The 10,824-nt window shown below is 69.1% G+C and carries 11 protein-coding genes and 1 pseudogene; 7 read left to right on the plus strand and 5 right to left on the minus strand.

Features of this window, described 5'->3' with window-relative positions; genetic code table 11:
* The 3 genes from ON23_RS38785 to ON23_RS08400 form a co-directional block, all read left to right on the plus strand.
* Positions 1-185, plus strand: a 185-nt coding sequence (locus tag ON23_RS38785; RefSeq protein ID WP_039777316.1) for a hypothetical protein, incomplete at its 5' end; no start/stop codon positions are given.
* Complete coding sequence (locus tag ON23_RS08395; protein WP_051042252.1) at positions 182-1,240, plus strand: ROK family protein; 1,059 nt, start codon at positions 182-184, stop codon at positions 1,238-1,240. The genes ON23_RS38785 and ON23_RS08395, both read left to right, overlap by 4 nt.
* A gap of 432 nt (positions 1,241-1,672) precedes the next feature.
* The gene (locus tag ON23_RS08400) at positions 1,673-2,398 is read left to right on the plus strand and encodes a lysophospholipid acyltransferase family protein (protein WP_030514742.1); all 726 of its coding nucleotides are present in this window, start codon (positions 1,673-1,675) and stop codon (positions 2,396-2,398) included.
* Between the two features lie 122 nt (positions 2,399-2,520).
* On the opposite strand, the gene ON23_RS08405 is transcribed toward ON23_RS08400, so the two are convergent.
* Positions 2,521-3,036 carry a polyadenylate-specific 3'-exoribonuclease AS gene (locus ON23_RS08405; RefSeq protein ID WP_036500243.1) on the minus strand — a complete coding sequence of 172 codons (516 nt, stop codon included), beginning with the start codon at positions 3,034-3,036 and terminating at the stop codon, positions 2,521-2,523.
* A gap of 171 nt (positions 3,037-3,207) precedes the next feature.
* Here ON23_RS08405 and ON23_RS08410 point away from each other — a divergent pair, with 171 nt between their 5' ends.
* The 3 genes from ON23_RS08410 to ON23_RS08420 all read left to right on the plus strand — a co-directional run bounded on the left by ON23_RS08410 (position 3,208) and on the right by ON23_RS08420 (position 5,459).
* Positions 3,208-4,593: a class II 3-deoxy-7-phosphoheptulonate synthase gene (locus tag ON23_RS08410; protein ID WP_039777317.1), complete on the plus strand. Its 1,386-nt coding sequence runs from the start codon at positions 3,208-3,210 to the stop codon at positions 4,591-4,593.
* A 13-nt stretch (positions 4,594-4,606) separates the two neighbouring features.
* On the plus strand, positions 4,607-4,999 hold the full coding sequence (locus ON23_RS08415; RefSeq protein WP_039777318.1) for a hypothetical protein: 393 nt from the start codon (positions 4,607-4,609) through the stop codon (positions 4,997-4,999).
* A 145-nt stretch (positions 5,000-5,144) separates the two neighbouring features.
* On the plus strand, positions 5,145-5,459 hold the full coding sequence (locus ON23_RS08420; RefSeq protein ID WP_143860046.1) for a hypothetical protein: 315 nt from the start codon (positions 5,145-5,147) through the stop codon (positions 5,457-5,459).
* Between the two features lie 8 nt (positions 5,460-5,467).
* Here the strand turns inward: ON23_RS08420 and pknB are convergent, their stop codons facing one another.
* Positions 5,468-7,456: a Stk1 family PASTA domain-containing Ser/Thr kinase gene (pknB, locus tag ON23_RS08425; RefSeq protein ID WP_086006865.1), complete on the minus strand. Its 1,989-nt coding sequence runs from the start codon at positions 7,454-7,456 to the stop codon at positions 5,468-5,470.
* A gap of 134 nt (positions 7,457-7,590) precedes the next feature.
* Here pknB and ON23_RS08430 point away from each other — a divergent pair, with 134 nt between their 5' ends.
* Complete coding sequence (locus tag ON23_RS08430) at positions 7,591-7,959, plus strand: Rv2175c family DNA-binding protein (protein ID WP_039777322.1); 369 nt, start codon at positions 7,591-7,593, stop codon at positions 7,957-7,959.
* A gap of 202 nt (positions 7,960-8,161) precedes the next feature.
* Here the strand turns inward: ON23_RS08430 and ON23_RS39775 are convergent, their stop codons facing one another.
* The 3 genes and pseudogenes from ON23_RS39775 to ON23_RS08440 all read right to left on the minus strand — a co-directional run.
* Positions 8,162-9,460, minus strand: coding sequence for a phytoene/squalene synthase family protein (locus ON23_RS39775; protein ID WP_444543686.1), 1,299 nt, complete (start codon positions 9,458-9,460; stop codon positions 8,162-8,164).
* Positions 9,446-9,628, minus strand: a pseudogene (locus tag ON23_RS39950) (squalene/phytoene synthase family protein); the annotation flags it as partial. The pseudogene ON23_RS39950 and the gene ON23_RS39775, both read right to left, overlap by 15 nt.
* A partial coding sequence (locus ON23_RS08440; RefSeq protein WP_039777319.1) for an alpha-(1->6)-mannopyranosyltransferase A occupies positions 9,625-10,824 on the minus strand: 1,200 nt, incomplete at its 5' end. The pseudogene ON23_RS39950 and the gene ON23_RS08440, both read right to left, overlap by 4 nt.

Here is a 10,824-nt window from a genome sequence, read left to right on the forward strand (position 1 = left end):
CGGACGCGCCCGGGAACGAACGCGCCGGCGCTGCGGAGACGGCCCCGGGGGCGAAGCCGGCGCCCGGCGAGCGGGAGAGCAAGACGCGGCGCAGTGGCCGGCGCGCGGCCGAACGTGCTGGGCGGGGGCGGGATTCGGTCGAGCGACCCGGATACGTTCCCATCCCGGTGCGGATCAAGAAATGACCACTCGGCTCGGACGAGAGGCTCCGCTCACCGTCGGCATCGATGTCGGCGGGACGAATATCCGGGCGTCGGTGGTCGACGGGGACGGGGAGGTGCTCGACACCGTCCAGGCGCCGACCCCGCATTCGGCGCACGCGCTCGAGGACGGTCTCGACCGCGCCGTGCGGGAACTGTGCGCGCGCCACGACATCGGGGCGGTCGGGCTGGCGGTCGCGGGCTTCGTCGACGAATCCCGGTCCTCGGTGCGCTTCGCGCCGCATCTGCCGTGGGAGGACACCGCGGTCGCCGGGCGGCTCGGACACCGGCTCGGTTTGCCGGTGATCCTCGAACACGATGCCAATGCCGCGATGTGGGCCGAATACCGGTTCGGCGCGGCCGCCGGCGCGCACAACGGTGTGCTGGTCGCGATCGGCACCGGGATCGGCGCGGCGCTGCTGGTGGAGGGCCGGCTGTATCGCGGAAGTTACGGTGTCGCACCGGAATTGGGGCATCTGCAGGTGGTGCCGCACGGCCGGATCTGCCCGTGCGGCAAACGTGGCTGCTGGGAGCGCTACTGCAGCGGGACGGCACTGGTCGACACCGCGATCGAAATGCTCGCCACCGATCCGATGCCGTCGACGATCCTGGCGCGGGAGGTGGTCGGCGATCCGGGATCGCTGACCGGGCGGCGGGTCGCGGGCGCGGCCCACGACGGTGATCCGGTGGCGCTGCACGTGATGGCCGATTTCGCCCGCTGGCTCGGGCTGGGACTGGCCTTCGTCAGCGATATCTTCGATCCGGACCTGATCGTCATCGCGGGCGGCGTCAGCTCCTCGGCGCCGCTGTTCCTCGACGACGCGCGCGAGCATTACGCCGCCGCGATCACCGGCGGCCGTCATCGTCCGCTGGCCCGCATCCGCACTACGCAACTGGGGGAGGCGGCGGGCATGATCGGCGCGGCCGAACTGGCGCGCACGGCCCTGGAGACCGGGGCCGCCGAGGGGCATGCGCAAGCAACCGGCCGCGCCGAGTCGGCGGCCGTGCCGCGAGCCCGCTCCACGGCGGGGCGCGAATAGTTGTCGGCGGGGGCCGCGAAAGGTTGTCGGCGGCGGGGCGCGAAAGGTTGTCCGCGGCGGGCCGCGAAAGGTTGTCCGCGGGGGGCGCGAAAGGTTGTCCGCGGCGGGGCGCGAAAGGGTTGTCCGCGGCGGGGCGCGAAAGGGTTGTCCGCGGCGGGGCGCGAATAGTTCTCCGTGCCGCGATCGGTCTCCGCGGCGGTGGGGGAGCAAATGATCCGCGTGGTCGAACATCTCGCCGATTCGCTCGACGGCCGGTCGGTTTCTCACGGCGGAAGCACCACATGCGTACCCGTTTTCACCGATGTGATTGCCGGCATGTGAAATACCTCGTGTGGGGTTGGTCGCAGCTGGTCGGCGACGGTAGAGTCGGTGCCGACGGAGGTGCCTGCGACGAGGCCGGTCCCGTTCGACAATCACAGGGGAAAGGACGCAATGTTCTACTGGCTGCTCAAATTCGTGCTGGTCGGGCCCTTCATGCACATCTACAACCGGCCGAAGGTCGAGGGCGTGGAGAATATCCCCGCCGACGGAGCAGTCATCCTCGCCGGCAATCATCTGTCGTTCACCGACTGGTTGTTCACCCCGCTGCTGAGCCCGCGTCGCATCACCTATCTGGCCAAGGCCGAGTACTTCACCACGCCCGGACTCAAGGGCCGGCTGCAGAAGTTCTTCTTCTCCGGCACCGGCCAGTATCCGATCGACCGCAGCGGCGCCAGCGCCGCCGAGGACGCGCTCAACACCGCTCGCAAACTGCTGAGCGAGGGCCGCATGGTGGGTCTGTACCCGGAAGGCACCCGCTCGCCCGACGGCCGCCTGTACAAGGGCAAGACCGGTGTGGCACGCCTGGCCCTGGAGACCGGTGTGCCGGTGATCCCGGTGGCACTGATCGGGACCGACGAGGTGTGCCCTCCCGGCCCGTTCCGGTGGCGCCGCCGCCGCGTCACCGTGAAATTCGGTGCGCCGATCGACTTCTCCCGCTACGAGGGCATGGGCGGTAACCGCTTCGTCGAGCGGGCGGTCACCGACGAGATCATGTACGAGCTGATGCGGATGTCGGGCCAGGAGTACGTCGACGTCTACGCCGCCAGCCTGAAGAAGGGCGTGCCCTCCGGCAGTCGGCCCGAGGCCGAGCGGATTCCGGAGACCCTGGCGAGCTGAGTCGCCCTCTCTACGCTCTCGGCCCCCGGACAACCGTCCGGGGGCCGACTCGTATCGGCGCGCGAATCCGCTGCGCGAGCGAGTTGCGACCGCCGGCCGCGTCACCACGACGCTCGGCCGCCTTACCGCCGATCGATACCGGTGATCGCGCCGCTGCGCCGGAACGCCTCGATGGCCTCGTACTTGGCGAGATTGTGCCGGGCGTCGGCCAGCGCGTCGTGCGCGTCGGCCGGAACCGGGGGCAGGTCCGGCCGGCCGTGGTGGTCCCAGTGCTGGCGCAACTCGTTGGTGTAGCGCGGCAGGGCCGCCGGCAGATCGACCATCGAACCCCACAGCTGGCAGAACGCCACGTGGTCGTAGGCCCCCACCCAAGCCCACAATTCCGGCCGCACGGTGGGACGCGGTACCAGGAATTGATAGAGATCGTCGCGAATGCGCTGCCGGCTGCGCCACAGCGGCGAGGAGGGGGACGGGAGTTTCGGCAATACATTGCGCCGCACCCACTGCCCGGCCCGCTCGGGGTCGAATTCCGTTGACACCGCGTAATATTCCCGACCGTCCTCGCAGACCACGCCGATCGAAATCAGATCGATCGTCACCCCGTCCTCGATGAATTCGCAGTCATAAAAATACTTCACGCGGTCGTGCCCTTTCCGATTCGGCGTACACCGGCGCTCGCGGTGATATCTCGGCCGAACCGCCCGACCCGGCCCCGCGCTCGAGGTTACGGCCCCGCCCGCGCGGGCGTATTCATCGCCCCCTACCCTCCGGGTTACCCCGAGATTGCGGAAGGTCCGTATTCTGATCTGGTGAACTGGACCGTCGACGTACCGATCGATCGCTTGCCGGAACTGCCACCGCTGCCTGCCGAGCTCCGTCGGCGACTCGACGCCGCCCTCGCCCGTCCCGCCCTGCAGCAGCCGTCGTGGGATCCCGAGCAGGCCGCCACCATGCGCACCGTTCTCGAGAGCGTGCCGCCGCTGTGCGTGCCCGCCGAGGTCGAGGAGTTGCGGCTGCATCTGGCCGAGGTGGCCCGCGGCGAAGCCTTCCTGATGCAGGGCGGCGACTGCGCGGAAACCTTCGCCGACAACACCGAGCCGCATATCCGCGGCAACATTCGCACCCTGCTGCAGATGGCGGTGGTGCTGACCTACGGTGCGAGCCTGCCGGTGGTGAAGGTGGCCCGGATCGCGGGCCAGTACGCCAAACCTCGTTCGGCCGATGTCGACGCGCTCGGCCTCAAGTCCTACCGCGGCGACATGGTCAATGCGCTGGTCGCCGATGCCGCTCAGCGCGAACACGACCCCTCGCGGCTGGTGCGCGCCTACGCCAACGCCAGCGCCGCGATGAACCTCGTGCGCGCGCTCACCGGCGCGGGGATGGCCGATCTGCACAAGGTGCACGACTGGAACCGCGATTTCGTCGCGCAGTCGCCGGCCGGTGCCCGCTACGAGCAGATGGCCTCCGAGATCGACCGCGGCCTGGCGTTCATGAACGCGTGCCGGGTGCAGGATCCCAGCCTGCAGTCGGCCAAGATCTACTGCAGCCACGAGGCGCTGGTGCTCGACTACGAGCGGGCCATGCTGCGCCTGTCCCACAATGCCGCGGGCGATCCGGTGCTCTACGACCTGTCCGCGCATTTCCTGTGGATCGGTGAGCGGACCCGCCAGCTCGACGGCGCCCACATCGCCTTCGCGGAACTGCTGGCCAATCCGATCGGCATCAAGATCGGCCCGTCCACCACGCCGGATCAGGCCGTGGAATACGTCGAGCGGCTCGACCCCACCAACGAGCCGGGCCGGCTGACCCTCGTCGCGCGGATGAGCAACACCAAGGTTCGCGACGTGCTGCCGCCGATCATCGAGAAGGTGCAGGCCACCGGACATCAGGTGATCTGGCAGTGCGATCCCATGCACGGCAACACCCATGAATCGTCCACCGGGTACAAGACCCGCCACTTCGACCGCATCGTCGACGAGGTGCAGGGCTTCTTCGAGGTGCACCACGCCCTGGGCACGCATCCGGGCGGCCTGCACATCGAGCTCACCGGCGAGAACGTCACCGAATGCCTCGGTGGCGCGCAGGACATCTCGGATCTGGATCTGGAGGACCGCTACGAGACGGCCTGCGATCCACGGCTCAATACGCAGCAGTCCTTGGAATTGGCATTCCTGGTCGCCGAAATGCTGCGGTGACGGATCGGCCGTAGTGGACGTCGTATTTCGCAATGACGAGGGCCCCTCGCGCGGTGAGGGCCGCGCGCGCGGGGAAGGCCCGGCCAGCGCGCAGAGCGCGCTGCGGATCGGCAACGCCGATCGCACCATCCTGCGGCTGCTGCGCGACCGCGACCGCGACGGGATCCCGTCGGAGGTCGTGTTGCGCGACGGCAGTCGCCTGCTGATCTTCAATATCTGCTGGGGTTACGAGATCTCCTGGGGGTTCGATGTATCCCACGGTTACGCGCCCGCCGCGGCCGCCGCGCAGATCACCACCAACATCAGCCCGAGTATCGGCGGGGTGCCGGTGGAGGTCTTCACCACGGCCGCGGTGGTCGCGGTCAACGATCCGGAGACCGGTGATCCGTTGCTGGCGGTCGGCTGAACCGTCCGTCCGGGGATCACGCGATCGTGACATGATCCGCAAAAGTTAGCTGCCCGGTTGCTGAACGCCGGAACCTGCACTAGGTTTCCAGGCGTGACACTGCAGCGGCAATAGGCTGTGCGGGATATGTGCTGAGAGGATCGCTATGCAGAGCGCATCGGTAGCCAGGGGATTGCAAACTGCGGGCAGGCCGATCGCCGCCCTCGCCGAACATGTGCTCGAGATCGATGGCGTCCCGGTCACGATCGTGATCGAACGCCCGGAGGTCGACCGCGCCGGCATCGCGTGGCGCTGCCGGGTACGGGTGGTGCGCGGCAACGGCCGGCTCGAACTGTCCCAGGTGGTCGGCGCCAGCGCCAGCGCGGTGCTGCGGCAGGCGCTCGACCTGGCCGGCCGGCGGCTGGGCATCAGCGAGGCCGAACTGCTCGGCGGTGCGGATGTGGGCGGTGTACTCGGCTGAGCCCGGATTCAGAACGGCAGGACGGTGAGGGTGACCGTCGATCCGGGCGCCACATTCGCGCCGCCGAACGGTGACTGCACCCGGACGGTGCCGCGGTCGCCGCTGAACACCTGATTCAGCACGACCTTCAGGCCCATCCCCTCGAGTTCGGAGCGGGCCGCGGCGGCGTTCTTGCCGATGACATCGGGAACCTGGATGGCGTCGGAGACGATCAACGTCACCGTCGCACCGGAGAGCACCTGGGTGCCGGCGGCCGGATCGGTGCCCGCGACCTGCCCCGGCTTGACCTTCGCGTCGAAGTCGGTGCGGGTGTCGCCGACGGTGAGTCCGGCGTTCTGCAGCGCCGCCTTGGCCTCCTCGACGGTCTTGCCGCGCACATCGGGCAGCTTCACCGGCTGCGAACCCTTACTGCGGTAGACCTTCACCTGGGCTCCGGTCGGCAGGACGGTGCCGGGCGCCGGATCCAGTTGTGCCACCGACCCTTTCGGTGCGGTGCTGGGTTTCTCGCCGCCGTCGACGGGGGTGAGCCCGGCATCGCGGATGAGCTGGTTCACGGTCTTCGTGTCCTGGCCGGGCTGAAACTGCGGAACGTGCGGCTGCCCGCTGGACACCAGGACGGCGACCGTCGATCCCTTCAGCACCTTCGCCCCGGCGGACGGGTCGGTGCCGACCACCCCGCCGACCGGGATGATGTCGGACGCCTTGTCACGTACGGTCGTCCCGAATCCGGCGTCCTTCAGCTTCGCGGTCGCCTGTTCGGTGGTCATCCCCGCGATCGCCGGCACCGACGAATAGCGGCCGACGCCCAGCCACCAGCCGCCGACACCCAGCAGCAGCGCGAGGACCACGACCACAGCCGCCCAGATCAGCACCCGGCGCCGGGATGTACCGCGGTCGGGCACGAATTCCGGCCGATGCGGCGGGGGCGGTGGTTGGTGCGGTGGCTGGTGCGGGCGTTGCGGTTCGGGATCGGGGATCGGATGGGCCGCGGTCATGACCCGGGTGTGGGACGGTTCGGCCGCGAGCCGGGTCGTCGCCTCGGTGACCGGCTGCGGAGTGGGGGTGGGCCCGGCGGCGGGGGTCTGGACGACGCGGTATCGCGCTGACAGGTGTTCCGCCGACTCCCGCGGCGCCGGTACCCGGTAGTCGGGCAGGTGCAGCGCGGTGGCGATGCGATGCAGTTCGGTGGCCATGTCGGTGGCGTCGGCGAAGCGGTGCGCGGGTTCGCGGGCGGTGGCATGCGCGACCAGTTCGTCGAATTCCGGTGGTACGCCCTCGATGAACCGGCTCGGGCTCGGCACATCCTTCTCGACCCGCTGATACGCGATCGACAGCGAGGTGTCACCGGTGAACGGCGCACGGCCGGTGAGCATTTCGAAGATCAGGATGCCGAAGGAGTAGACATCGCTGCGGGCGTCGGCATTGCCGGCGGTGACCTGTTCCGGCGACAGATACGCCGCGGTGCCGAGGATGACGCTGGCCGAGGTCATATTCGAGCCGGCCACCGCGCGCACCAGGCCGAAGTCGGCGATCTTCACCTCACCGGCATCGGAGATGAGCACGTTCTCCGGTTTGACGTCGCGGTGCACGAGTCCGGCCGCGTGCGCGACACCGATCGCGCGCAGCACCGGTTCGGCGACCGCGCGCACCGCGTGCGGCGGCATCGGCCCGCGTTCGCGCAGCAGTTCGCGCAGGGTGCCGCCCTCGACGAGTTCCATGATGAGGAACGGATACTCCCCGTCGATGCCCTGGTCGTAGACCGCCACCAGCGAGGGATGCTTCAACTTGGCCACGGAGCGGGCCTCGAATTCGAAGCGGGTCAGAAACTGCGGGTCACCGGCGAACTTGGGGTCCATCACCTTGATCGCCACGGGCCGGTCCAGCCGGGTGTCGACTCCCCGGAACACCATCGACATCCCACCGCGCGCGATCGGCGCGTCGATGCGGTAGCGCCCGTCCAGCATCTGGCCGATCAACTGCTGTCCTCCGAATTTCACCTAGCGGTTGCCGCCCCGTGACGACACCCCGATCGTATAGGCGCGCGCCGTCACGGTCGCCGATGACGTGCTCATGCCCGCGCGGAAACCGGGCGTACGCCGTATCCGGGAAGCGACGGACTACCGTTGTGCAGGTGAGTGCATTTCCTTGCAGCGACGATGTCGTTCCCGAATCGGTGACCCTGCTGCCGTTGCCGGATGTGGCCGAACAACTGGGCATCGCGGTGACCAGAGTGCATCAGATGCTGCGCGATCATCAATTGCTCGCCATCCGCCGCGACGGTATCGCCGGTATCCCGAAGGACTTCTTCGATTCCTCGGGCGCGGTCGTCAAACCCCTGACCGGCCTCATCACGGTGATGCGGGATGCGAAATATACGAACGAGGAAATCCTGGAGTGGATGTACGCCGAGGACGACACCCTGCCGGGCCGTCCGATCGACGCCATCCACGGGCCGCTCGCCCGCGAGGTCGTTCGCCGGGCCGCCGCCGAACCGTTCTGAACCGGGCGGAGTGTTCGGACCGTCAGCGGCGTGATTGCCGCGTGAGGTCGGCCGTGGCGGTCATGCCGGCGAGATTCGGGTGATACGAGCTGATCACCCGGGCCGGATCGTCGGCAGTCGGCCGGTGGAAGCCGCCCGTCCAGGCGTCCGCCGCGCAGGCGGCCGTCGCCGGTGTTACCGAGAGCGGGCGGTGTGCGGAGTGTCAGGCGTGTGGCGCGCTCGGCTGTGCTGTGCGGAAAGCCTGGGTAGCTGCTGTGGGGAGAGACGGCGCCGGATTTCTCGGCCGGCGCAGTCCGGAACCGATCTCGGTGATCGCGACCCGCAGCCGCCGCGAGGTGGGAACCGTTGCGCGGCGGTCGAAGACGGCGTAGTCGTGGCGCTCGATCTCGTCGAGGATGCCGCCGTAGAGCACGGCCGCGGTGCGAATGGCCGGTCGCACCCGCGGCCGGAGCAGATCGATGCCCGGTGCGGCGGTGCGATAGACACTGCGGTTGACCGCGATCAGATGTGCCAGGGCGCGGCGCACGCGCGGATCGGTCCGGCCGGTGCGCCGGCAGTGGGCGAGCAGATCGGCGTCGACGCCGAACGCGCCGAGTTCGTCGCCGGGCAGGTAGATGCGCCCGCGGTCGAGGTCTTCGGCGACATCACGCAGAAAGTTCGTGAGCTGGAATGCCTCGCCCAGCGCCGCGGCCGCCGGTTCGGCCTCGGCCACCGGGACCACCGTGCCCAGTACCGGCAGCAGTTGCAGCCCGATCGCCGCCGCCGAACCGCGCATGTACTCCCGCACTTCGCCCATATCCGCATACCGATTCCGGAACAGCGCGCTCCCCGGCACATCCATCCGCATCGCATCGAGGAACACCCGGAAGTGTTCGGGCGCAATGCGATACCGGGCGATGGTATCGACGAGTGCGGTGAGTACCCGGCCGTCGATCGCCGCGCCCGCAGGGAGATGGCCCGCCGCGTCCGTCGTGCCGGTCACGGCCCGGCCGGCGGCCGCGACACTGCTCGTGGCCGATCCGGTGGTGCTTGCGACGCGTGCCGTCGCGGTACCGCGATCCGCCACGGCGGAGGAGTGGACGACGCCCACCGGCACGGCGTCCTCGGCTCGGTTACAGCTCCGCCGCGTGCCCGCGCTCGCGTAAGGGCGATCCGAGGCCGTATCCGGCTCGTTCCCGCCGGTGTTCAGAGCCGCCGAGTCGCCCTCGCGTGCCCCGACGCACCGTGCGCCACTCGCGCACACCGGACTCGCATGGGGGGCGCCCAACCCGCGGGTGTGGTTGTCTGTTCCGGAGATGCCCGCCTCGCACAGCGCGGTATGGAGTTGCGTTTCGATGCGGTCCAGCCGCAACGCCGCTGTGTGGTCGGCAATTCCGGAAAGGGGTGCGGCCCGGCTGCTCTCGCGGTCGAGGTCTGCGGAGGCGATGTCGCATGCCCTCGGCCGCCCGGGACCGGGCCCGGCGAAACCGGCCGCATCCCAGGCGCTTTCGGCGAGATCCACGACGTCGTCGACCACCCGTGCGAATGCGTAGAGCGCGTGCACCGCGGCCCGTTGCGGTGGTGTCAGCAGGCGGGTGGCCAGGAAGTAGGTGCGGCCGTGTTCCGCCGCGATGGCCCTGCAGTGCCGGTAGGCGGCCGCCAGTTCGGCGTCGGGGCCGCGGCCGGTCATTGCTTGGGTCTGCCCGAATCGGCGCGTAGCCGCAGCGGATCCACCTTGCGCAGCGACAGCGCCGCCACCACGGCGACGAAGGTGGCCGCCGCGACGTGCCAGACGTTGTACAGGCCGATCGATCCGCCCGGCTGGAACACCAGCATCAACCAGGTGCACAAACCCACCAGGATCATCAATGTGGTGGTGGACATGGCGAATCCGGCGGCCAGTGCCAGCGGCCACGAGTAGTACCAGGGCAGCGCCGCGGGGGAGAGGATCACGATCGCGACGAAGGCGATGAGAATGCCCATCACCGCATCGCGTTCGGAACTCTTGTAGCGCCACCAGGTCCACGCCAGGATGGCGACCAGCGCGAGCGCGCAGAGGCCGCGCGTCCACACCAGCACCTCACCCAGATTCAGCGGCGTCACCCAGGTGACCATGTGCGCCATGACCGTCGGCAGCGAGAGCCAGTTGATGATCTTCTTCGATCCCGACAGCGCGGTCAGCCAGCCGATACCGACACCCGCGGCCGCGGAGGCGGCCACGAAGACCACCGCGAACACCGACACGCCGAGGCCGGCGATCTTGACGAAGGTGCGGATCGGATGCGGCAGCGGTCCCTTGTTCTCCGCGGCTCGCCGCTCGCGTTCGTGAATCATCCAGATCCACACCAGGAACGGCAGCGCCACACCGGCCGTCGCCTTGATCGCGACGCCGATCGCGACCACCACGATGCCGGCCGCGTGGTGCCGTTCCAGCACCAGGGCGATGCCGGCGGCCATCAGGCCGACCATGAGCATCTCGTTGTGCACGCCGCCGATCAGGTGGATCAGCACCAGCGGGTTGAGCACGGCCAGCCACAGCGCCACCGTCGGCTTGCCGCCGAGGTGTTTGGTCATATGCGGGACGGCCCACATCATCAGGGCCAGGCCCGGCAGCATGACCAGGCGCATAGCGATGGTGCCGGCCACCACGTTGTCACCGGTGATGCTGGTGATGGCCTGCCCCATGAGCAGGAAGATCGGACCGTAGGGCGCGGTGGTGGTGGTCCACACCGGGCTCACGTTGTCCAGCAGCACACCGGGATTGACCACCGGCCCGACCTTGTACGGGTCGAAACCGTCGCGCAGCAGCGCGCCCTGCGCCAGATACGAATACACGTCCTGGCTGAACATGGGCACCGCGAACAGCAGCGGCAGGATCCAGATGCC

Origin of the sequence: Nocardia cerradoensis NBRC 101014 (genome assembly GCF_000308535.1) — a bacterium.
Classification (GTDB): Bacteria; Actinomycetota; Actinomycetes; order Mycobacteriales; family Mycobacteriaceae; genus Nocardia; species Nocardia cerradoensis.